This is a genomic window from Kitasatospora sp. NPDC002551, from assembly GCF_040296005.1.
GTDB lineage: Bacteria > Actinomycetota > Actinomycetes > Streptomycetales > Streptomycetaceae > Kitasatospora.
Genome location: NZ_JBEOWI010000009.1, coordinates 125,224 through 146,896, shown reverse-complemented (window position 1 = coordinate 146,896; position 21,673 = coordinate 125,224). Strand labels below are relative to the sequence as shown.

The window sequence follows — 21,673 nt, the reverse complement described above, 5'->3', positions numbered from 1 at the left end:
CGCCCGGGACGCCCGGGAGGACGGTAGAGGCGACGGCATGGATCGCCGAGGGGCCGGCTCCTCGCGGCCCGAGTCACCCGAACGGGGCCTCCGGACGGCCGGTTCTGCGAACTCTGCGGCTCTGCGGCGCTGCGGTGATGGCGCACCGATCACCCGGTGCGACCGGCTGTCACGGGCAGGGCCCCGGCCGTGCGACGTCGCACCATCGTGGCCGCCCTGTCGACGGCCCCACGGGCGACCGGACCGGACGGCTCACGTGTGCGCGACCACCAGGAACTCTCCGTCGCCGGAGCCGACGGGTTCGCGGTGCCATCCTCCGTAGATCCGCTCGACGGTGAAGCCGGCGTCCCGCAGCGAGGCGCGGAGGTCGTCCTCGCCCCGGAAGGCGAGCGTGCCCGTGCTCAGCAGTTCCCCACCGTCCGGGAAGCGGTAGTGCTGGGTGAAGCTCACCACGCCGGGCCGGTCCTCGGTCGTGTCGTCCCACAGCGTGACCTCGCGGCCGTCCGGCAGGGTGACCTGGCGCAGCGACCCGGCCGGGGTCCACTCCTCCCATTCCCGGGGCCGCGGATCGCGGGCGTCGAAGACGATCCGGCCGCCCGGGACGAGGCTTCGCCGCAGATCGGCGAGCACCTCGGCCCACGCTTCGTCCGTCACGAAGAACTGTGCGACATGGCTGCTCATCACGGCCACGTCGAAGGCCTCGTCGGGAAGGTCGCGCGAGGTGCCCTCCAGCCAGGTCACCTTCTCGGCACCGGGTTTGGCGCGGGCCGCGTCGAGCGATGCCGTGGCGGGGTCCACTCCCGTCACCGTGTGCCCGGCGGCCGCGATGCCGAGGGCGAGCCGGCCCGTGCCGCAGCCCAGGTCGAGGACGCGCAGCCGCTGCGCCGGTTCCTCGACGACGGAGAGGAAGAAGTCGTCCCGGTACGACCACGGGAACTCGGCGTCGTACACGGCCACGAGCAGCGGATCACGGAACTCGGCGTGGAACATGACCGGATCGTAGACGGAACACCGTCCGGACCACCACGGATTATCCGCGTCGCCGCCGGGGCGCCGCGCGGCGGACGGCGGACGGCAGACGGCAGACGGCAGACGGCGGACGCCACGAAGTGCCCGCCTCAGCCCGCTCGGTTAGCGTGAGGACGGCAGCCGCCCCTGCGGTCGGACTCCCGCGTCCGCCGCGGGCGGACCCGCGCAGCGAGAGGATCCTCCGCCCATGTCCTTCACGACCACCGAGGACGGCACCCCGGTCTTCTCCGAGGACCGGGGCAGCGGTCGGCCGGTCGTGATCGGCCACGGCCGGCCCCTGAACGGCGACGCCTGGGCCCCGCAGGCCCGGCCGGTGGCCGAGCACGGCCTCCGGGCCGTCGTCCGCGGCTGACCTACGGGGCGGAGCCGGAGCCGGGCGGACCGGGCCAGTGATACGGAGGGCGTCCATGCCGATCGACCAGCCGGAGCTCGCTGCCGAGCAGCAGCTCCGCGACCTGCGCGCCGAGTTGACCCTGGCGGGCGAGACGGACCCCGTCGTCGTCACCGAGTTCGCGGCGGGACGGGGGCGGCTCGCGGCGCTCGCCGAACTGGCGGCGCAGCAGGAGCGGATCATCGTCTCCGACCGGCGCAGTCTGCTGCTGCTCGCCACCCGGTGCGCCGACGGCCCGCTGGGCGCGTGGTTCGCCGGCCTCGCCGAGGGCGAGAGCGCCGCGCTGCGCACCCTGCCCGCCCTGGCGGCCGCCTGCGGACCGGTCCCCGACGGGGCTCCCCTCCCCGGCTGCCAGGCCTACCCGGCGTACCTGGCCTGGCTGGCACTGAACGGCCGGCCGGCCGCCGTGGCGGCGGCGCTGGTGGCCAACTTCGCGGCCTGGGGCGGGTATTGCGCGACGCTGGCCGGGGCGCTGCGCCGGTTCCACGGGTTCGGCGAGGAGGCGTGCGCCTTCTTCGACTTCTTCGCGCAGCCCGCGACCGCGCTGGAGCGGGCGGCGGCCGAGGCCCTCGGACCGGCGGGGCTGACCGCCGGTCCGGACCTCGACGCCGCCCGCGAGTACGGCCGGCTGCTCCAGGCGTACGAGCGGCTGTTCTGGATCACGCTCGCCGAACTTCCCTGAGTCACTTGGGGCGCGGGCCGCTTGGGGCGCGGGCCTGGCTCACGCCTGCCAGTGCGGCTTGCCGCTGACCATCCGGCAGGTGATCACCCGGCCGCCGGCCTCGTGGGTGCTCTTGCCGAGGTCGGCGTCGCGGCAGAACTGGCCGGCCTTGTAGCAGTTGCCGGCGTTCGACTTGATCTCGCAGTCGCCGGTGGCCGCCGCGGGCTTGGTCTCCGCGGGCGCCGGGTCGGGGTCGGTCGGCGGCTGGGCGGTGGTCACCTTGGGCTGCGGCTCGGCCTTGGTCGGCGTCGGCTGCGGCTTGGGCGTGGTGGCGGCCTTGCTGGGCTGCGTCTTCGGCGTGGCCGCCGCCGGGGCGGTCGGCGCGGGCGCGGCGGCGGTCGGCTCCGGCGCCGGGGGCGCGGGCGGCGGCGTCTGGACGGGCTCGGCCGGCGGCGTGGTGACCACCGGAGCCGGCGGCGCCGGTGCGGGCGCGGCCGGGGTGGTGGCCTCGGCCGTGACGGCGGGCGAGGAGACCGCGACGGTGGCGGTGTCACCCGTCGTGGGGTCGCAGCCGGTCAGCGCGAGGCCGATGGTGAAGACGAGTCCGGCGACGGCGGCCAGGCCGCGACGACCGCCGCGCATCCGTGAAGGCATGGACGTGAACACTCCGTTCCGCTTGGAAGAGGTTCGCGATTCAACCAGGCCCGTCACACGATCCGTCCATAGTTCAAACACTTGTAAGCAGATCGAGATCTGGCAATCACGGAGCGTCGTTCACCGGAAGATTTCGATCACTTTCCGCCGAAAGGGAACGCCCACCGTCACGGCGTGACGGGGATGTTGGTCAGGCCGGCGGTCGCCCGGGTCACGGTGTTGGAGGCGTACACCACGTTCGGCCGGCCGGCGCAGGCGGACACGGAGGTGATCCTGATCGCGTAGGCGCCGACGCCGCCGAGGTCCGAGGTGTTGCCGCGCCAGGTGTTCCCGCAGCCGTTCGGGAAGGAGGGTGCGGTGGCCGGGTTGTGGGTCTCGTAGCCGTTGGCGAAGGTGCCGGGCGCGGCGAAGGTACCCCTGTTGTCCTCGATGAGGTAGCCGCTGCCCTTGACGTCCACCCAGGAGTCGGCGGAGTTCTCGCCGCTGATGCCGCGCCCGTCGAAGGTGTTGCCCCGGATCGTGCCGCCCGAGGTGCCCTCCTTGACGTCGATCCCCTCGGCCGTGACGTACGGACCGATCCGGTTGCCCTCCACCAGCACCCGGTCCGAACGGTCCGCGCCGCCGGTGTTGCCGTGGCAGCCCCAGTTGGAGTTCGCCGAGCCGAGGTACACCCCCTCGCCGTAGCCCGGCTGGGCCCGGCCGGTGTACTCCACCACCGAGTTGCGCAGCACCCCGTCGGCGGAGGAGCGGCGGAAGTGCACGCCCTCGTCCTCCACATGGTGCACGTACAGGCCGTCGATCACCACGTGCGGCGAACTGTCCAGCACCACGCCCTTCTTGGAGTCCTTCACGGTGAACCCGGTGAGGTTCCAGTACGGCGCGCCGTAGAGCCAGAGCCCGTAACCCGAATCCCACCCGGAGGCCGGGGCGGGGCAGGAGGGCGCGGAGCCGGACGGCCCGTCGTTGACGAGGACGGCCGTGGCCGGCCCGGTGAGCGTGACCGGCTGCGCCGCCGTCCCGGCCCGCTGGGCGACGAAGGAGCCGTGGTATTCCCCGGGCGCGAGCCGGATCGTCTGCCCGGGCACGGCCGCCGCCAGCGCGGCCCTCAACTGCACGGCGGTGGCCACGTCCACCACCTGCACGACGGGCGCGGCGAAGGCGGGAGCGGCGGAGAAGCCGAGCAGCAGCGCCGCCGAGGCAGCGGCAAGGAGAGCGGACCGTGGGCGCATCGGGCCTCCGGGTTCTGGTGACGGTCCCTTACGTGCTTCCCTCCACCGACGTCCTTCATGTTCGCCGCGACAACCCTGAGCAGAAGGCCGCCCGCATCGCCCGCCGCCGGATCGAAACCTCCGACCGCCTCGGTCGGCACCGCACACGAGACGCCGGCCGGCTACGCGTGCGCGGTCCCGTCCGGGTGAAGGGCGTCGAGGATGAGGGAGAGGCCGAAGGCGAACTCGTCGGCGTAGTCGTAGCCGGGTTTGAGGACGTGTTCGGTGGCCAGCTCGGCGAGATGGGGGTAGGTGTCGGCGGGCGTCCCGCGCAGGATGGCACCCGCGACCTCGGCCGACTCCACCCCGTCCTTGAAGGGCAGGCCGACCTCCTGGAGCACGAAGCCGTACAGGTAGCTGTCGATCAGTGAGACCGCGTGCGCGGTCATCTGCACGGAGAATCCCCCGGCGCGCAGGGCGCCGATGACGGCGTCGTGGTGGCGCAGGGTCGCCGGGCCGGGCTGGGCGCGGGAGTCCATGAGGCCGATCGCCCACGGGTGGCGCAGGAGGGCGGCGCGCGCGGAGAGAGCGCGCCGACGCATGGCACTCTTCCAGTCGGTGCCGTGCGATGGGAGTTCGATCTCGCCGAACACCGCGTCCACCATGCCGTCGAGGATGTCCTCGCGGCCTGTCACGTGGTGGTAGAGCGACATCGCCTGGACTCCCAGCGGCTGGGCGACGGCCCGCATGGTGAGCGCGGCGGATCCCTTCTCGTCGGCGACCTCCACCGCCGCCCGGATCACGCGCTCACGGCTCAGCGGCGCGCGGTCCGGCGTCCCGCGCCGGCCCTTGCCTCCCTCGGGCATCCCGGCCCCTCCTCCATGTCCATTGACTGCCTTACAAGGTAAGGCTAACGTGCCTTACAACATAAGGTAGCCAGGTCCGCGAGGGGGCTGCGCCATGGGCGGGGATCGCGTGGAGAAGGTCTGCATCATCGGGGCTTCGGGGAAGCTGGGGCAGTACATGGTCGGCCACGCGCTGGAACGCGGCTACGAGGTGGTCGGCGTCTGCCGGGAGCGCAGCGTGCCGAAGCTGGCCGCGTTCGAGGGGCGGATCACCGTCGTCCCCGGGGCGACGAACGACCCGGAGGTGATCCGCCGGGCGGTCGCCGGGTGCGACGGGGTGCTGACGGTGCTGGTGCCCTGGGGCGTGCGGCAGTACGCGTCGGGCACGGCGCAGGCGGTCCTCGACCACGCCCGGCCGGGCGCGCGTCTGGTGTTCTCCTGCGGCTGGCACATCACGCGCGACGGCAGGGACCGGTACTCGCGCCGGTTCAGCCTGAGCCTGCGGATCGCCACCGTGCTGGGCAGGCTCGTCCGCGCGGTCGAGATCGACGACCAGGTGGAGGCGTGCCGGCGGGTGTTCGCCAGCGGCACCCGGTGGACCGTGGTGCGCGGCAGCGACCTGGAGGAGGGCGCGAGCCAAGGCCTGCCGGTGTGGAGCCGGCACGTGGGCGACCCGGTGCTGGCGAGCAACCTGACGCGCCGGATCGACTTCGCGCTGTTCATGGTGGAAGCGCTGACCACGGACGCCCTCGTCCAGGAGGCCCCGGCGATCGTCGGCCGCCTGACCCCCAGCGCACTCGCCCACACCGGCGGCATCGGACACCCCGGGAAGCCGCCCGCGTGACGGCCGCTCGGCCGGAGCGGCCTGCGCCACCCGCTGCACGACGCCTCCCCCACCGGCCTGTTCGCGGAGCGCCGACCGAGCACCGGGGTCTTCATCCGGCGATCCCCGGAGTCCGCCCCCTGACGGTCCACCGGACGCGCAAGTGGTGCACGGCACCGGGAAGGATGGCCGGCAGCGACAAGGGCCCGGTGCCGTCCAGGTGTTCGCGCGCGAGCCGCTCGGAGCACGGACCGGTCAGACAGCGCTCGAACCACTCCCACTGCGGCTCATCGGCCGGAACCGGAGGGCGGACCAGAGCGCGGTGAGCGCCTTCGGGAGCAGCACGTACGTCGTCGGCGGCACGATGCCGCCCGTGATCTCGACGGTGACCGGCTGGTCGTCCTTCACGCCACACCCTCCGAGCAGTCGGAGGCCGGACCGATCTCGCACCAGACGATCTTCCCGACGCCGCTTCGGGGGCAACAACCCCACTTCTCGGCCAGCGACTTGACGAGGACGAGGCCGCGCCCGGATTCGTCGTCCCGGTCGACGTCCCGGAGGAGCGGCGCGCGGTCGCCGCGCGCGTCGTGGACCTCGATGCGCAGCCGGGCCGGGTCGGCGAACAGCTCCAGCAGCACCCGGTTGTCGCGCGGGGACCCGTGCACCACCGCGTTGGTCACCAGCTCGCTGACGAGCAACAGGCCGGTCTCGATGAAGCGTTCACCACCGGCGATGCCACCGAGCAGCCGTTCGAGACATCGGCGCGCCTCCGCCGGCGACCGCCTGCTGCGCGGCAGCCAACAGCTGACACTTCGGGCACATGGGGGAAATCCGGACATGGGGGGAGCCGCCTTCCGCACAGGGGTTCCAGCCACGGCGACCGATGCAGGGGTGAAGACGTTCGACGGTCAGCCGTGAAGCGTAAGCAAGAGCAAGACGCGGGACAGGATCATCACGATGAGTCATAAGCTCGTCACGATGAGCATGGAGTAGGCGAAGGCTTCAACGCAAGACATGTCGAACAAATATGAAAACTTTCACCCTCTAGCGCAAGGTGCCTCCCCTGGAGTCGAGTTGGCGGTGGCGGAGCACAGCCGCCACCGTGCACACTGGTCTACGCACCGCTCAGGAGGGGCTACAGACATGGCAATTGCAGTGCCGGCCGTGCGATACCGGCGCATCGCGGCAGAGCTGCGGAGGCTCCGCGAGCTGAGGAACCTCTCGGCGGAGGAGGTCGCGGCCCAGGTCGAGGGCGTCAACCTGGTGAAGCTGAGCAGGTACGAGAACGCCAGGGTCCAGCTGAAGCCCGACGTCGTCAGGAAGCTCCTCGACTTCTACGAGTGCGAGGCCGAGCTCAAGGAAGTACTCGTCGAGATCCTCCGGGACAAGCACCGCCCGGGCTGGGCCGCCGGATTCGACCAGCTCAACTCGCTCTACCACGATCTGATCAGGCTCGAAGAGACCGCAGTCGGCAACAAGTCGTACGAGTCCTCCTACATCCCCGGCCTGCTGCAGACGCGCCGGTATGCGCACGCCATCATCTCAAGCGGCGTGTTCACCACGCCCAGTGTCGAGGCCCGGGTCGATGTGCGGATCAACCGCCAGTCGGTACTGACGCGGGCCGAATCGCCACTCAAACTATGGGCAGTCATCCACGAATCGGCCCTGACGATGAGAGCCCCCGACGGTGTCATGGCCGACCAACTCGACAAGCTGATCCAGTGGAGCGACCTTCCCAATGTCAGCATCCAGATCATGCCGGCGTTCGCACCTCCCCACCCCGGCATGAGCGGTCCGTTCACGCTCCTGGAATTCCGGCAGCGGGATCTGGACCTCGTCCTGCTCAGCGACATGCTCGCCAGCAACTGGGTGGAGAGCCCCGGTCACGTCGATCTCTACCGAACGGCTTTCGACGAGATCATGGCGACCGCCCTGAGCCTCGGCGAATCCCTCAACGTCATCCGAGAGAAGAGAGATCAGCTCAAGTGACCCACTACCCCATCGCTTCCGCCCTGCCGGTCACGTGGACGAAGGCAAGCGCGAGCAACCCGAACGAGAACTGCGTGGAGTTCGGGCAGCTGAGCGGTTCCGTTCTGGTCCGCGACAGCAAGGATTCCGACGGACCAGCGCTCGCCTTCTCCGGGGATGCGTGGCTCGCCTTCGTGGCCGGGGTGCGCGCCGGGGACTTCTCCTCCCGCCGCTGACACCCTGCGGCCCCGCACCGGGCCGGTGCGGGGCCGCAGGACTCGCCACCGTCACGCCGGGGCGGCCGGGGGGTCGGGTTCGAGGACGAGGACCGGGATCACGCGGTCGGTCTTCGCCTGGTACTCGGCGTACGGCGGATACGCCGCGACCGCGCGCTGCCACCACCGGGCCTTCTCCTCCCCCGTGACCTCGCGGGCCGTCATGCCCCGGCGTTCGGCGCCGTCCTGGAGATCGACCCGCGGGTCCGCCCTGAGGTTGTGATACCAGCCCGGGTGGGTCGGGACGCCGCCGTTCGAGGCCACCGCCGCGTACCGCCCGTCGTGCTCCACCCGCATCAGCGGGGTCTTGCGGATCCTGCCGCTCTTCGCGCCGCGCATCGTGACGATGACGACCGGCAGGCCCGTGTCCCAGAGCGTGTTGCCCTGCGCGCCGCCCGAGCTCTCGTACAGCTCGACCTGTTCGCGCACCCACGGCACGGCGCTCGGTTCGTACTCGCCCTCAAGAGGCATCGTGTTCACCCCACTGCTCGCCGACAACCTCAGTGTGACGGCGAGGTGCCGATGTCGCACCCGCGGCTACGCTGCGGGAATGCCGTACGAGCTCAACGCCGTCATAGGACGGTTCGACCTGCTCAGGAGCCGGACCGCCGGGATTCGGGAGGCGGCCGTCGCCCCGCTCCGACAGCGCATGGGACTGCTGCCCGTCACCGGACGGCTCGTCGAGGAGTTGACCGGTCCGGCGGCCTTCGAACAGACCCTGGGCCACTGGGCCCGGGGCGGGCCGATCGCCCACGTGGAGGCGGACTTCCACGGAGGGGGCGGGCACCAGACCGCTGCCGTGTGGCGGGCCGGCGCGAAGGTCTGGGGCCCGGCCCACACCCGGGACTTCACCGGTCCACGGGAGGACTGGCCGGTCAATGCCGCGCTCGCCCTGCTCGGCGTCGTTCCGACCAGCGCCGAGGACGCGAGCCACCGTGACCTGTTCCTGGAGGTGGGGCTCGGCCGGGAACAGGACATGGACGGCTGGCGGTCGGCCGGCCTGGCCGCTCGGTGGGCGGCGAGCTACGACGAGTGGCACGAGGAGCACGCGAGAGCGGCGCGGGCCGCCGCGGAGGCCGAGAAGCGCAGGAGGCTCCCGGACGTTCCGGTGCCGCTGGACGGCAAGGCGATCATGGACCTGCTCGGCCTGCCCCCAGGCCCACTGATCGGTGCCGCCACCCGCCACCTGCAGGACCTGCACCTCGAAGGCGGCCCGCTCTCGCGGGACGAGGCCACGGCCCGGCTGCGGACCTGGGCGGCGGAGCAGGGGGCTACGGCACTGCCGCGAACGCCTCCCGGTGGTCGCGTGCCCACTGCTCGAACGTGCCCGCCGGCCGGCCGAGCACCCGCGGCACGTGATCGGTGACGTAGGCCGCACCGCCGGCTCGTGCCCAGCCGATACCGGTGACCATCCCGGCCGGCAGCCCGTCGAGCGCAGGCGCGTCGGCGATCCTGACCGGCCGTTCCAGCACGCCCTCCAGGATCGCCGCCTGGTCCGCGAACGTCAGCAGCTCCGGCCCGGTCAGGTCGTACCGCTGCCCGTCGTGCGCATCGCCGGTCATGGCGGCGACGGCGACCTCGGCGACGTCCCTCGGGTCGACGACGGCCTGCCGGGAGTCGCCGACCAGGTTCGGGATCGGTTCTCCCGCCTGGATCAGGGCCCGGTGCCACAAGAGGTTCGAGGCGAAGCTCGGCGGGCGAAGCATCGTCCACGCGAGCCCGCCGGCCTCGATCGCTTCCTCCGCGGCGAGGTGCCAGGCGCCGACGGTCGCCCCGTCGAACCGCTCGCCGCTGCCGATGGCGGACAGCTTGACGATCTTACGGACGCCTGCCGCCCGCGCGGCCGTGACCAGGGCGAGGTCGTGGTCCGCGGTCGGTACGGGGGGCACGGTGACGAGGAAGACGGTGTCGACGTCGGCCACCGCGCGCGCCAGCGACGCCGGGTCGCCGAAGTCGGCCCGCACCCCGCCGGGCCGCTCGCGGCGGGACATCGCCCGGAACGGCAGGCCCCGCTCGGTGAGCAGGCGGACGACGTGACTTCCGATGGTGCCGGTGGCACCGGTTACAAGGATCATGTCCCGACGATGACAGCGCTCCCCCGGCCCGTGATAGGAAGTTTCGGCACTGTCGCGGGCCCACTATCGTGGGCCGCGTGAGTTCTCTCGTCGTGCCGCCCGCCCTTCTGCGGTGGGTGGCCGGGATCGATGTCGCCACGGCGGCCGGGTCGGCGGCGGTCGACGCGCCCGACCACGCCACCACACTGATCGTGCGCGCGGACGAGCGCGAACTGATCGTCATGGGCCCCCGCACCCGGGCCGCCTATCACCTCGCCGCGCCCGGCCGCTCGTGCGTGCGGGTCCGTATGCGGCCGGGCCGGGCCCAAGCCCTGCTCGGCCGTTCGCTGAAGGGTCTCGCCGACGGCGCCCTGCCACTGCGTGAACTACCGGGCCTGGACGTCGACCAGCTCGCCGCCGATCCGGTCACCGCTCTCGCAGAGGCACTGGCCGACCGCCCGGAGCCGTCGGAGCGGCTCGACGAGGCAGCGCGTCTCCTGGCCGGCAGCACCGTCACCGCGACCGCGGCCCGGCTGCACATCAGTGAGCGCCGCCTGCACGCCCTGTTCACCGACGCCACCGGCCTGTCCCCCAAGCACTTCGCCCGCATCGACCGCGTCCGCACCGTACTCGCGGCCGGTGCGGGCCCATGGGCGGACATCGCCGCGACGGCCGGCTACTACGACCAGTCCCACATGACGGCCGAGTTCCGCCGCCTCATGGGCGTTCCGCCGGCCGCGTTCACCGCCGGCCGGCGCCCCGCCGCGACTTCGTGCACCGCCTGATCCTGCGCCACCTCTCAGTCCACCAGGGCCGAGCGGCGTTCGAAGACCTCGGGGCGCGCGCGGTCGAGGGCGGTGGCGACGGCGCCCAGCAGGACGGCCTCGTCGCCGAGGCGGCTCGGGGCCAGGGTGGGCCGCATCGGGCTGAGGTGGTTCAGGGCCTGTCCGAGGGGTTCGAGCAGCAGGTCGGCGCTGGCGCCGATGCCGCCGCCGAGGACGATCAGGTCCGGGTCGAGCACCGCCGACAGCACGGCCACCGCGTAGGCGAGCTGGTCGGCCGCGCGGCTCACCGCGGTGGCGGCCAGCGGGTCGCCGGAGCGCGCCGCGTCGAAGACCTCCTTGGCCGTCAGCGGGCCGGTCATGCCGAGGTCCAGGGCCGTGCGGACGACGGCGTCGGCCGCCGCGGCCTGTTCGACGGTGCCGCCCGGTGTCCCGTCGGCGCACGGCGGGAGCGGGACCAGGCCCACCTCGCCCAGCGCGCCGTGCGCCCCGATCAGCGGCTCGCCGTCCTTGACGACGCCGACGCCGAGGCCGGTGCCGACGAGCACGTAGGCGAACATCCGGCTGCCGCTCCCCCGGCCCTCGCCGAGCGTGTACTCGCCGAGCGCGGCGAGGTTGGCGTCGTTGCCGACGGTGATGGTGGTCGACAGCCCGTCCGCTATCCGGTCGAACAGCCCCGGCCTGCCCCAGCCCGGCAGGCTGGTGGCGTACCGCACGCCGCGCCGCTGCTCGTCCCAGACGCCGGGCGTGCCGATCACCGCGTGCACGATGTCCACCGGCGCCAGGCCGGCCTCGGTGGTGGCCTCGCGGGCCGCCGCCACCACCGCGTCGGCCACCGCGTTCGCCGTCCGCCCCTCGTTGGGGACGTCCCGGCGGGCCACGATGTCCCCGGCGAGGTCGGCGACGGCCACCCGCAGCCGGGCCCGGCCGATGTCGACTCCGAGGACGTGCCCGGCGCACGGGTCGGGCTCGTACAGGACGGCGGTGCGCCCGCGCTCGGGGATGAACCGCCCGGCCTCGCGGGCCAGCCCGGCGTGTTCGAGGGAGGCCAGGGCGGCGGAGACGGTGGGCTTGGACAGGCCGGTGTCGCGGGCGAGCTGGGCGCGTGAGGACGGGCCGCCGAGGCGCAGCCGTTCGAGCAGCAGCCATTCGTTGTTGCTGCGCAACCGCTGCCGGTTCCACGGCTGCGCCGGCACGGGGACCGGCGGAACGGTGGTCGGCAGGTCGCGGCTCATCAGGTCCTCCGGTCTCGGGCGTTGCGCGGTCGCGCGGTCCATCGGCGCGGGTCCGGAGCGCGCGGCGTCGGCGCCCGGGCCTGGGCACCAGCCAGTATGACCGGTCGTCACGCCGCTCACCGGCGGGTTTCCGCGCGCGCGGACGTGAGCCGGGTGAGCGGAGGAGAGAGGGGAGGGAGCGGGGCGGCGGAAGCGGTGGAACGTCACGCTCCTCTTGCCACTCTCAACTTATAGCGCACGGGGGGTCTTGCCGCAAGGCCCCGGTCCTGGCGCACAATCGTCGACCTGAACCGAAACCAGCCCCTCGGGGAGTTTGACGTAGTGCCTTCCCTTCTGTCGGAATCCCGGACCGGAGCCGCCGCCATGACCTCCCTCGCCACCAGCGCGTTCGCCCTCCCCGACCGCCTCCGTGCCAAGGCCGACCCGGCCCTGGTCTCCCGGGACGAGCGGCACTTCGCGGCCGTCGCGGCGAGCCTGGAGCAGGCGATCGCCGAGGTCTCCGACCAGCTCGACGCCGCCCGGCGGGCACCCGGCGGCGCCGGCCGGGCCGCGATGGACCGGGACGTGGAGGTGCACCGCCTCACCGGCCGGCTGCGCGCGCTGCGCCGCTTCGGCCTGGACCTCTGCCTGGGCCGGATCGTCCCGGCGGACGGCGGTGAGCCGGTGTACGTCGGCCGCCTCGGCCTCACCGACAGCGAGGGCCGCCGGCTGCTGCTGGACTGGCGCTCCCCCGCCGCCGCACCGTTCTTCGGCGCCACCCACGCCGATCCGGCGGGCCTGGCCAGCCGGCGCCGCTACCGCTGGACGGACGGGCGGATCACCGACTACTGGGACGAGGTGTTCGCCGCCGAGGGGCTGGAGGGGCATGCCGCCCTGGACGACCAGTCGGCGTTCATCGCCACCCTGGGCGGCAGCCGTTCGGCGCGGATGCGGGACGTGCTGGCCACCATCCAGTCGGACCAGGACGCCGTCGTGCGGGCCGGCTCGCGCGGCGCGCTGGTCGTCGACGGCGGTCCCGGCACCGGCAAGACGGTGGTCGCCCTGCACCGCGCGGCCTACCTGCTCTACTCGGACCCGCGGCTCGGCCACCGCCGCGGCGGCCTGCTGTTCGTCGGCCCGCACCAGCCCTACCTGGACTACGTCTGCGACGTGCTGCCCAGCCTGGGCGAGGAGGGCGTGCGGACCTGCACCCTGCGGGACCTCGTCGCCGAGGGCGCGGGCGCGGCGGTCGAGCGCGACCCGGAGGTGGCGCGGCTGAAGTCCTCGGCGGACATGGTGCGGGCGGTGGAGAAGGCGGTGCGGATCTACGAGGAGCCGCCCACCGAGGGGATGGCCGTCTCCACCGACTGGGAGGACCTCTGGCTGAGCGCCGACGACTGGGCCGACGCCTTCGGGGCGCCCGATCCCGGCACCCCGCACAACGAGGCGCGCGAGCAGATCTGGGCGGAGCTGGCCGAGATCCTGCTGGCCAAGCTGGACGGCGGCGAGGAGATCCCGGTGGAGACGTTCCTGCGCTCGCTGCGGCGGGACGAGGAACTGGTCGCCGCCCTGCACCGCGCCTGGCCGCTGCTGGAGGCGGCCGACGTGGTCGGCGACCTCTGGACGGTGCCCGCCTACCTGCGGCTGTGCGCCCCGTGGCTCGCCCCCGAACAGGTGCGCCGGCTGCAGCGCGCCGAGGCGCAGGCCTGGACGGTCTCCGACCTGCCGGTCCTGGACGCGGCGCGGCAGCGGCTCGGCGACCCGGAGGCGGCCCGGCGCCGGCGCCGCCAGGAGGCCGCGCTCGCCGCCGAGCGGGACCGGATGGCCGAGGTCATCACGGACATCCTGGCGGCCGACGACGACGGCGAGGGGGCGGTGGCCATGCTGCGCGGCCGGGACCTTCGGGACACCCTGGTCGACGGGAGCGCGCTGCCCGCCGCCGACCCGGACCGGCTGGCCGGCCCGTTCGCCCACATCGTGGTGGACGAGGCCCAGGAACTGACCGACGCCGAGTGGCAGATGCTGCTGCAGCGCTGCCCGTCGCGCAGCTTCACCATCGTCGGCGACCGCGCCCAGGCGCGGGACGGCTTCTCCGAGTCCTGGCCGGAGCGCCTCGCGCGGATCGGCCTGGACCGCGTCGAGGTCGCCTCGCTGAGCGTCAACTACCGCACGCCGGAGGAGGTCATGGCGGAGGCCGAGCCGGTCGTCCGGGCCGCCCTGCCGGACGCCAACGTGCCGGTCTCGGTGCGCCGCAGCGGGGTGCCGGTGGTCCACGGGAGCGTCGCGGAGCTGGACGGCGTGCTCGGCGGCTGGCTGGCGGAGCACGCCGAGGGCACGGCGTGCGTGATCGGCGACGCGGCGTTCGGGGAGGCGTTCCGGGCGACGTGCCGCGCGGAGTTCCGCGAGACGTCCCGGATCCGCTCGCTCACGCCGGAGCTGGCGAAGGGGCTGGAGTTCGACCTGGTCGTGCTCGTCGACCCGGCGTCCTTCGGCGAGGGCGTCGCGGGCGCGGTCGACCGCTACGTCGCGATGACCCGGGCGACCCGGCAGCTCGTCGTCCTCACCGGCCCCGGCCGGGCATGACCGGCCGTGCCGGTCGCGGCCCTCGACGGAAGGGGCCGCGACCGGCACGCCGGATCAGGTCCTGGCAGTCGTCCTAGCAGTCGGGGATGGTCGTGCCGTTGTTGTCCTTGGCCGTGTCGTTGCCCCACCGCGAGAGGTGGAACGCCGACACCCACTGACCACGGGGACCCTCGTCCGGGTCGGTCTTCAGCCACCAGTGGTTGTAGCCGCCGCCACTGGACACCTCGCGGCCCCAGGCCTTGCAGTACACGTAGTTGGTGCCCTGGTACAGCGTCCCCGTGCTGCTGGTCGAGGTCGGCGAGCCGAAGACGGAGGCGTTGGAGAGCGTGTCCACCCAGTACTTGCCGGCCGAGGGAGCGCTGCCGCCGCCCGCGCAGTCGGGGATGGTCGTGCCGTTGTTGTCCTTGGCCGTGTCGTTGCCCCACCGCGACAGGTAGAACGCCGACACCCACTGACCACTGGAGCCCACGTCCGGGTCGGTCTTCAGCCACCAGTGGTTGTAGCCGCCGCCACTGGACACCTCGCGGCCCCAGGCCTTGCAGTACACGTAGTTGGTGCCCTGGTACAGCGTCCCCGTGCTGCTGGTCGAGGTCGGCGAGCCGTACACCGGAGCGTTGGCGAAGGTGTCCACCCAGTACGTGCCGCCGCCCGCCGGAGGCGTGGTGGAGCCGCCGGACCCGTAGAGCCGGATGGCGCCGTAGTAGTCGTCGTGCGAGGAGAGCGCCGCCACCCGGACGTAGCCGCCGGAGTACGGGGCCTCGACGATCCAGCCCTGTCCGAGGTACATCGCGACGTGGTGGATGGTGGAGGCGGTGTTGCCGAAGTACACCAGGTCACCGGGGAGCAGCGGCGCGGTTCCGTCCGCCTCGTAGTAGCGGGCGACGGCTCTGGAGGTCGACCACTGGGTGCGGGTGGTGCCGTTGATGACGTCCTCGCCGACCGCGAGGTAGTAGGCGTAGCGGACCATGCCGGAGCAGTCCAGACCACGGACGTTGCAGTCGTTGGGCGCACCGTTGGCGGGGTCGCAGAGGCCGTACGTGGCGCCGGGCTTCGAGCCGTGGCCGCCGCCCCATGAGTACGGGGTGCCGATCAGGCCGCAGGCGGAGCGGACGGCGTCGTTCGCCTGCGACGCCGCGCCGGTGGAGAGCACGCCGCAGGCGGGCGCCGCCTGGGCGGCGCCGGCGCCGGCGAAGAACACCCCGACCGACACCAGCAGCGACAGCAGGGCCGCCCACCGTAACGGGGCGATCAGCCGACGGGAGAGAGGGTTTACGCGCGTAGTCATGGTCCCGAATCGTTTCAGCGGCGCCGACGGTGCGTCAATGATCATTAGGTGAACATGACGACACTCGCTTCACACCTCCCCCACGGGCCGTCCGCGTCCGCCCGGCGCGGACAGCCCGGCCGGCTCGGGCGACCCGGCCCGCCATGGCCGAGCTCAAGCGGCCCTCCGGACCTGAGCGCCGGGCGTACGGTCGCACTATCGGAATCCCACCACATGGTCAAGCACCGCCCACTCCGTGGGCGAGCCGCGCTCCGGGGCGTGATCATGGACCCATGCGGTTCCGGTACGGCAGAGGAGGAAAGGGCGGCACCCCGGCGGGCGCGGACGAAAAAGCGCTCGCGGAGGCAGCCGCGGCACTCGCCGGGAGCACCGTCGCGACTACGGACAGCGACCATCCGGACCTGCCGGGTGAGCTGCTCGCCGCCCTGCCCACCGCCGTGGGGCTGCTCGACGCCGAGCTGCGCTGGCTCCACCTGAACGCGGCGTTCACCACCGTCACCGGCCTGCGCCGGGCCGACCTGCTCGGCCGTCCGGCGGAGGCGACGGCCTTCGCGGGCGCCCTCGGGACGCTGCGCCGCGTCCTGGCCGACGGCCGGGACCGCGAGCACGCCACGGGCGGCCCGGACGGCCCCGGCGCGCCCGTGCCCCCGGGCCTGCGGGTGCGCTACCGGCCGCTGACCGCCGCCGGCCGGATCACCGGCGTGGTCGTGGTGGTGCTGGACGACCCCGACCCCGTCCAGGAGCTGCGCCGCGAACTCGCCCGGGCCCGCACCCGCCTCGCCCTCCTGGAGGACGCCGCCGAGCGGATCGGCACCACGCTCGACGTCGACACCACCTGCGCCGAACTGGCCTCGTTCGCCGTGCCCCGGCTGGCCGAGCTGGCCACCGTCGACGTGCTGCCGCCGGACGCCGACGCCCGCAACGGCCTCACCCCGGACCGGCGCTTCCACCGGGCCGCGCTCGGCTGCGCGGACGCGCTGCGCCCCGCCGTGGAGCCGCTGCCCCGCCCCGGCGAGTCGGTGCGCCACCACGAGGGCTCGGTCGCGACCCGCGCGCTGGCGTCCGGCGTCGCCGTGCTGCTCGCCCCGCGCAGCGCCGAGGAGCTGGCCGAGGCCGCGCCCGACGCCGCCTGCGCGGCCGCGTACCGGGCCGCCGGGGTGACCTCGCTGCTGGTGGTGCCGCTGACCGCGCGCGGCCGAACGGTCGGACTGCTGACGCTGGCCCGCACCGCGGCCTCCCCCGCCTTCGGACCAGACGACGCGGTGCTGGTCGGCGACCTCGCCGCGCGGGCCGCCACCGGCATCGACAACGCGCGCCGCTACACCCGCTCGCAGGGCATCGCACTCGACCTCCAGCGCGCCCTGCTCAGCGAGCCGGGCCACCCGCACCAGAACCTCGAACTCGCGTCCCGTTACCTGCCGTCCGGCAGCAGCTCGGTGGTCGGCGGCGACTGGTACGAGAGCGTCCGGCTGTCCTTCGGACGGACGCTGCTGGTCATGGGCGACGTGATGGGCCACGGCGTCGCGGCGGCCGTCGACATGAGCCACTACCGCGCCGCCCTGCGCGACATCGCCGGCACGGACCTGCCGCCGCACCGGATCCTGCGCCAGCTGGACGCCGTCATCGCCGCCGACGAGTCCGCCCGCCCGGCCACCTGCCTGCTCGCCCTCGCCGACCCGGGCCGGGGCCGGTGGACGTTCTCCAGCGCGGGCCACCTCCCGCCGGCCCTGATCGCGCCCGGCCGGCCCACCGAACTGCTGCGGATCCCGACCGGACCGCCGCTCGGCACCGGTCTCGGCGGCTACGAACAGGCCGGCCGCGACCTGCTGCCGGACGAGACCCTGCTGCTCTACACGGACGGCCTGGTGGAGCGGCGGGGCGAGGACATCGACGCCTCGCTGGCCCGCCTCGCCGCCCTGCACCTGCCCGCCACCGGCCCGCTGGACGACCTGCTCGACGCCGCGCTGCGCGGCGTCGGCCCGGCCACCGACGGCCCGGCGGAGGACGACATCGCCGTCCTCGCCGCCCGGCCCCGGCCGCGCTCGTAGAGCGCCGCCGCCGCGGCGGCGGGGGATCAGAATCCGGTCAGGGCCTGCTCCAGGTCGGCCCAGAGGTCCTCGGGGTGCTCGATGCCGACGGCGATCCGGACGGTGGCCGGGCCGATGCCGGCGGCGGTCAGCTCCGCGTCGGACAGCTGACGGTGGGTGGTGCTGGCCGGGTGCAGCACCAGGGTGTGCACGCCGCCCAGCGAGGGGGCGAGCGAGGCCAGGCGGACCGCGCCCACGAAGGCGCGGGCGGCCTCCCGCCCGCCGGCCAGGTCGAAGGCGAACGTCCCGCCCTGGCCGTCCGGCAGCAGCCGGAGGACCCGCTCGTGGTCGGGGTGGCCGGGCAGGCCCGGGTGGTGCACGGCGGCCACCGCCGGGTGGGCGGCGAGCCGGCCGGCCAGGTCGAGGGCGGCCTCGCAGTGCCGGCGCATCCGCAGGCCCAGGGTCTGCATCCCGCGCAGGGTCAGCCAGGCGGCGAACGGGTCGAGCGCCGCACCGTGCTCCACGGCGTGCTCCCAGACGCGGTGGTGCAGCCGCTCGTCGGCGAAGACCGCGAGCCCGGCCAGGACGTCGGAGTGGCCGCCGAGGTACTTGGTGGCCGAGTGGATCACGAGGTCGGCGCCGTGCTCGATCGGGCGGCAGAGCAGCGGCGTGGCGAAGGTGTTGTCCACCACGCTCAGCACACCGGCCGCGCGGGCCGCGCCGATCAGCGCCGGCAGGTCGGTGACGCGCGCGACGGGGTTGGAGACGGTCTCCAGGTACAGCAGGCGGGTGGTCGGCCGCAGGGCGGCGCGCACCTCCCCGGGGTCGTCCCCACGCACCTGGGTGACCTCGACGCCCCAGCGTGCCGCGAGGTCGGCGAGGGTGGCGAACGTGCCGCCGTACAGGCTCTGCTGGGCGATCACGTGGTCGCCGGAGCGGAGCAGCGCGTGCAGCACGGTGGTGATCGCGCCCATGCCGGAGGAGGCGGCCAGGGCCCCGCTGCCGCCCTCCAGGTCGGCCACCGCGCGCTCCAGCGAGCGGACCGTCGGATTGCCGAACCGGCTGTAGTGGAACGCCCCGTCGGGGCCGCCGAAGGCCTCCGCGAGCGCGTCGCTGTCGGGAAAGGCGAAGACGTGGCCCTGGTGCAGCGGCACGCCCAGCGGGCGGCTTCCGGTCACCTCCTCGATGGGAGGGTGGACGATCCGGCTCTCGGGGCGCAGCCCGCGGTGGTGGTCGCTCATGCCGCCCATGGTGGCCCGGTCGGCGGAGCCGGAACAGGGCCAATCGCGCTCAGGTGGCCCCGAACGACCGCACCGGCCGGGGGCGGTGGCCGCCGGATGGCCACCCTCCGTGGCCGTCGGCGGTGGCGACCGTCAGCGGAGGCCGTCGCCGGACCGCCTCGCCCGGCGCCGCTGCCAGAGCGCGAACGGCACGGCCGCGGCCACCGCGGCGGCCTCCGGCGCCGGCGGCGCGGCCGGCCGCTCCCCGCCCGGGAGGCCGCCGCCCGACGCCAGGCCCTGCTGCCCGAAGGTGTCCGGCACCGGCAGGGTGTCCCAGCGCGACAGCGGCCACGCGATCACGAACGCCCGGCCGACCACGTTCTTCACCGGGACGAACCCGCCGCCCGGCTCGTTGACGTGGAAGCGCGAGTCGCGCGAGTCGTTGCGGTGGTCGCCCATCACCCACAGGTGCTCCTCGGGCACCTTCACCTCGCCCACCGGCGCGTCGTCGCACGGCGTCGAGCCCGGGAACAGGTACGGCTCGTCCAGCGCCACCCCGTTGACCTTGACCGGGCTGCCCTGCCGGCACTCGACCGTGTCGCCGCCGACCGCGATCACCCGCTTGATCAGGTCCTTCTCGTCGTCGGACGGCAGCAGGCCCACGGTGCTGAGCACCGAGCGGATGCCCTCGACGACGGCGTTGCCCTTCTCCCGCGGCAGCGTGTCCAGCCAGCCGCCCGGGTCCTTGAAGACCACCACCTCGCCGCGCTCCGGCTCCGCGCCGAACCACGGGGTGAACTTGTCGACCAGGACGCGGTCGTTCTTCTCCAGCGTGTGCTGCATCGAACCGGAGGGGATGGAGAACGCCTGGACGAAGAAGGTCTTGATGCCCAGCGAGAGCAGCAGGGCGATGCCGACGAGGATCGGCAGTTCCTGCCAGAGCGGCCGCTTCTTCTTCGCCGCCTTCCCGCTCCCGCCGCCCGCCTCGGCATCGGCGTCGGCCTTGGCCTTGGCCCGGTCGCCGGCGCCGTCCGCGGCGGTGGCGGTGGCGGCGGTGGCCTCACCGCCAGGCCCGGGCGCGCCGGGCGCCGCGAGACCGACCGGGCCCGTCGCACCGCCCGTCGCACCGCCGACCGCACCGCCCGCCGCGGCGCCCGGCGCTCCCGGACCGTCCGCCGGGCCGGTGCCCGCGCCGGCCTCGCCGCTGCCCGTCGAACCCGCGGTCTCCTCGATGCTCATCCCTGGCCCCCTCCGGACGGCCCGGCGGGCCCCGCCGCGGGACCCCCCGTTGTCAGCTAACGAACGGTGGTTCCCGCCGACCCGTCAGAACGTACACCCGTAACCCCGCGCGGCCTACGCCGTGCCGCCGGTCAGCATGATCCGCGCGACCAGCTCGCGGCGGCTGGCCACCCCCGCCTTGGCGAACACCGACTTCAGGTGGTCCTGCACGGTGTAGGGCCTCATCGCCAGCAGCCGCGACACGTCCCGGGTGTCGCACCCGCGCACCAGCAGCAGCGCCACCTCCTGCTCACGCGCCGTCAGCCCGTACGCGGAGAGGTAGAGCGGCATCGCGTCCGCGGGCGTGGCCGGGGACGCCACCACCGTCACCTCCCCCTCGCTGCCGCCCTTCAGGGCCGAGCCGTGCAGCACGTACCAGCGGCCGTCGCCGTCCTGCACCCGGATCTTGGACTGCGGCACGGCCACGCCGCGCGCCGCCCGGCGGGCCTGTTCGGCGGCCACCGCGAACGCCGTCGGCACGCCGAGCGAGGTCCGGCTCGGATCGGCCAGGCGCCCGAGCAGTTCCTCCGCCGGACCGGAGAGCGCGAGCGGCCGGTTCGCCGGACCGAGCAGCACCACGGCCGGGCCCCCGTCCCAGCCGTCGCCCCCGGGGGCCGGGGGCAGGTGGCAGGCCCGCAGCGCGTTGCCCAGATGGCGCGCTGCGAGGTCCGCGAGGTCCCGCTGCTGGGCCAGGTACGGCCCCCGGTCGGCGGCCCGCATGAACGCGGCGCAGCCCCACATCCCGCCGTGCGCGTCGAACACCGCCCGCAGTTCGTCGCCGAACCCGGCCGGTCCGATCAGCTCACGGAACCGCGCGCTGTCCGCCGGCCGCCCCCGGGTGGCCCGGCTGAGCGTCTCGGCGCGCACGCCGCTGAGGCGGATCGCGGGGAAGGTCGCCACGTCGTCCGACCACACCTCCAGGCGTACGGCGTCCTCGAACCCCGCGAGGCTGAGGTCGTCACTGAGCACCGAGGTCACCAGCCCGGTCGCCGGGTCCGCCGAGTGCCAGCAGACCGCGTCGTACTCCAGTGCCGGCCGCAGCAGTTCATCGGCTCTGCGGAACACCTCATCGACCGTCAACCCCGCTCCGGCGAGCTCCCGGAGCCCCTCGATCGCCTGTTGCGCCGCCACCCCACGTGCCCCACGTGATCCCATGGCCCGGAAGCTAGCACGCACACCGACCACCGGCCCATGCGCCGACAGGCGGATCCGCCCTCCTCCTCACGAGGGTCCGCGCGACCACGGGAGCGCCCCCACGGCCGATGACACCGGCCTCGCGCACCGGCTCCCGGCCCGCACCCAAGTCGACGACACCGCAACCGGGTTGGGAGCGGCCGAGGAACGGCCCACTTTGCAGAACTTCTTTTGCAGAGCGC

22 protein-coding genes are annotated in these 21,673 nt (G+C 73.9%); 9 read left to right on the top strand and 13 right to left on the bottom strand.

What is annotated here, in order from left to right; genetic code table 11:
• Window positions 1-252: 252 nt before the first annotated feature.
• Complete coding sequence (locus ABT093_RS11805) at window positions 253-990, bottom strand: class I SAM-dependent methyltransferase (protein ID WP_350563047.1); 738 nt, start codon at window positions 988-990, stop codon at window positions 253-255.
• A gap of 226 nt (window positions 991-1,216) precedes the next feature.
• Here ABT093_RS11805 and ABT093_RS11800 point away from each other — a divergent pair, with 226 nt between their 5' ends.
• Together ABT093_RS11800 and ABT093_RS11795 are read left to right on the top strand one after the other, a co-directional pair.
• Complete coding sequence (locus tag ABT093_RS11800) at window positions 1,217-1,381, top strand: hypothetical protein (RefSeq protein WP_350563044.1); 165 nt, start codon at window positions 1,217-1,219, stop codon at window positions 1,379-1,381.
• Between the two features lie 55 nt (window positions 1,382-1,436).
• Window positions 1,437-2,102, top strand: coding sequence for a transcriptional regulator (locus ABT093_RS11795; RefSeq protein WP_350563042.1), 666 nt, complete (start codon window positions 1,437-1,439; stop codon window positions 2,100-2,102).
• Window positions 2,103-2,141: 39 nt separating this feature from the next.
• On the opposite strand, the gene ABT093_RS11790 is transcribed toward ABT093_RS11795, so the two are convergent.
• From ABT093_RS11790 to ABT093_RS11780, 3 genes are all read right to left on the bottom strand, one after another.
• Entirely contained in the window at window positions 2,142-2,735 is a 594-nt protein-coding gene (locus ABT093_RS11790) for a hypothetical protein (protein ID WP_350563040.1), read from the bottom strand.
• 167 nt (window positions 2,736-2,902) lie between these two features.
• Window positions 2,903-3,964, bottom strand: coding sequence for a right-handed parallel beta-helix repeat-containing protein (locus ABT093_RS11785; protein WP_350563038.1), 1,062 nt, complete (start codon window positions 3,962-3,964; stop codon window positions 2,903-2,905).
• Between the two features lie 161 nt (window positions 3,965-4,125).
• Window positions 4,126-4,809, bottom strand: a complete 684-nt coding sequence (locus ABT093_RS11780) for a TetR/AcrR family transcriptional regulator (protein WP_350563036.1) — start codon at window positions 4,807-4,809, stop codon at window positions 4,126-4,128.
• A 94-nt stretch (window positions 4,810-4,903) separates the two neighbouring features.
• Between ABT093_RS11780 and ABT093_RS11775 the strand changes: the two genes are divergently transcribed.
• Window positions 4,904-5,632: an NAD(P)-dependent oxidoreductase gene (locus tag ABT093_RS11775; protein ID WP_350563034.1), complete on the top strand. Its 729-nt coding sequence runs from the start codon at window positions 4,904-4,906 to the stop codon at window positions 5,630-5,632.
• 234 nt (window positions 5,633-5,866) lie between these two features.
• Here ABT093_RS11775 and ABT093_RS11770 read toward each other — a convergent pair whose 3' ends face one another.
• Window positions 5,867-6,019 carry a hypothetical protein gene (locus ABT093_RS11770; protein WP_350563032.1) on the bottom strand — a complete coding sequence of 51 codons (153 nt, stop codon included), beginning with the start codon at window positions 6,017-6,019 and terminating at the stop codon, window positions 5,867-5,869.
• On the bottom strand, window positions 6,016-6,450 hold the full coding sequence (locus ABT093_RS11765; RefSeq protein WP_350563030.1) for an ATP-binding protein: 435 nt from the start codon (window positions 6,448-6,450) through the stop codon (window positions 6,016-6,018). The genes ABT093_RS11770 and ABT093_RS11765 overlap by 4 nt, the downstream gene beginning before the upstream one ends.
• 304 nt (window positions 6,451-6,754) lie before the next feature.
• Between ABT093_RS11765 and ABT093_RS11760 the strand changes: the two genes are divergently transcribed.
• Window positions 6,755-7,600 carry a DUF5753 domain-containing protein gene (locus tag ABT093_RS11760; RefSeq protein ID WP_350563028.1) on the top strand — a complete coding sequence of 282 codons (846 nt, stop codon included), beginning with the start codon at window positions 6,755-6,757 and terminating at the stop codon, window positions 7,598-7,600.
• Window positions 7,597-7,815: a DUF397 domain-containing protein gene (locus tag ABT093_RS11755; protein ID WP_350563026.1), complete on the top strand. Its 219-nt coding sequence runs from the start codon at window positions 7,597-7,599 to the stop codon at window positions 7,813-7,815. Before ABT093_RS11760 ends, ABT093_RS11755 begins: the two co-directional genes overlap by 4 nt.
• A 51-nt stretch (window positions 7,816-7,866) precedes the next feature.
• Here ABT093_RS11755 and ABT093_RS11750 read toward each other — a convergent pair whose 3' ends face one another.
• The gene (locus ABT093_RS11750; RefSeq protein ID WP_350563024.1) at window positions 7,867-8,325 is read right to left on the bottom strand and encodes a nitroreductase family deazaflavin-dependent oxidoreductase; all 459 of its coding nucleotides are present in this window, start codon (window positions 8,323-8,325) and stop codon (window positions 7,867-7,869) included.
• A gap of 79 nt (window positions 8,326-8,404) precedes the next feature.
• Between ABT093_RS11750 and ABT093_RS11745 the strand changes: the two genes are divergently transcribed.
• Window positions 8,405-9,220 carry a hypothetical protein gene (locus ABT093_RS11745; protein WP_350563022.1) on the top strand — a complete coding sequence of 272 codons (816 nt, stop codon included), beginning with the start codon at window positions 8,405-8,407 and terminating at the stop codon, window positions 9,218-9,220.
• On the opposite strand, the gene ABT093_RS11740 is transcribed toward ABT093_RS11745, so the two are convergent.
• Window positions 9,126-9,929: an NAD(P)H-binding protein gene (locus ABT093_RS11740; RefSeq protein ID WP_350563020.1), complete on the bottom strand. Its 804-nt coding sequence runs from the start codon at window positions 9,927-9,929 to the stop codon at window positions 9,126-9,128. The genes ABT093_RS11745 and ABT093_RS11740 overlap by 95 nt on opposite strands.
• Window positions 9,930-10,006: 77 nt before the next feature.
• Here ABT093_RS11740 and ABT093_RS11735 point away from each other — a divergent pair, with 77 nt between their 5' ends.
• Window positions 10,007-10,693 carry a helix-turn-helix domain-containing protein gene (locus ABT093_RS11735; RefSeq protein WP_350563018.1) on the top strand — a complete coding sequence of 229 codons (687 nt, stop codon included), beginning with the start codon at window positions 10,007-10,009 and terminating at the stop codon, window positions 10,691-10,693.
• A gap of 14 nt (window positions 10,694-10,707) precedes the next feature.
• Here the strand turns inward: ABT093_RS11735 and ABT093_RS11730 are convergent, their stop codons facing one another.
• The gene (locus ABT093_RS11730; protein WP_350563016.1) at window positions 10,708-11,925 is read right to left on the bottom strand and encodes an ROK family transcriptional regulator; all 1,218 of its coding nucleotides are present in this window, start codon (window positions 11,923-11,925) and stop codon (window positions 10,708-10,710) included.
• A 363-nt stretch (window positions 11,926-12,288) separates the two neighbouring features.
• Between ABT093_RS11730 and helR the strand changes: the two genes are divergently transcribed.
• The gene (gene helR, locus ABT093_RS11725) at window positions 12,289-14,487 is read left to right on the top strand and encodes an RNA polymerase recycling motor ATPase HelR (RefSeq protein ID WP_350563014.1); all 2,199 of its coding nucleotides are present in this window, start codon (window positions 12,289-12,291) and stop codon (window positions 14,485-14,487) included.
• A 73-nt stretch (window positions 14,488-14,560) separates the two neighbouring features.
• On the opposite strand, the gene ABT093_RS11720 is transcribed toward helR, so the two are convergent.
• Window positions 14,561-15,772 carry a C40 family peptidase gene (locus ABT093_RS11720; RefSeq protein ID WP_350563011.1) on the bottom strand — a complete coding sequence of 404 codons (1,212 nt, stop codon included), beginning with the start codon at window positions 15,770-15,772 and terminating at the stop codon, window positions 14,561-14,563.
• A 272-nt stretch (window positions 15,773-16,044) separates the two neighbouring features.
• Between ABT093_RS11720 and ABT093_RS11715 the strand changes: the two genes are divergently transcribed.
• On the top strand, window positions 16,045-17,820 hold the full coding sequence (locus ABT093_RS11715; RefSeq protein ID WP_350563009.1) for a SpoIIE family protein phosphatase: 1,776 nt from the start codon (window positions 16,045-16,047) through the stop codon (window positions 17,818-17,820).
• A gap of 26 nt (window positions 17,821-17,846) precedes the next feature.
• On the opposite strand, the gene ABT093_RS11710 is transcribed toward ABT093_RS11715, so the two are convergent.
• The 3 genes from ABT093_RS11710 to ABT093_RS11700 form a co-directional block, all read right to left on the bottom strand.
• Entirely contained in the window at window positions 17,847-19,040 is a 1,194-nt protein-coding gene (locus ABT093_RS11710; RefSeq protein WP_350563007.1) for a trans-sulfuration enzyme family protein, read from the bottom strand.
• 132 nt (window positions 19,041-19,172) lie between these two features.
• On the bottom strand, window positions 19,173-20,258 hold the full coding sequence (lepB, locus tag ABT093_RS11705; RefSeq protein WP_350563005.1) for a signal peptidase I: 1,086 nt from the start codon (window positions 20,256-20,258) through the stop codon (window positions 19,173-19,175).
• A 114-nt stretch (window positions 20,259-20,372) separates the two neighbouring features.
• Window positions 20,373-21,362 carry a helix-turn-helix transcriptional regulator gene (locus tag ABT093_RS11700; protein ID WP_350563003.1) on the bottom strand — a complete coding sequence of 330 codons (990 nt, stop codon included), beginning with the start codon at window positions 21,360-21,362 and terminating at the stop codon, window positions 20,373-20,375.
• Window positions 21,363-21,673: the final 311 nt, after the last annotated feature.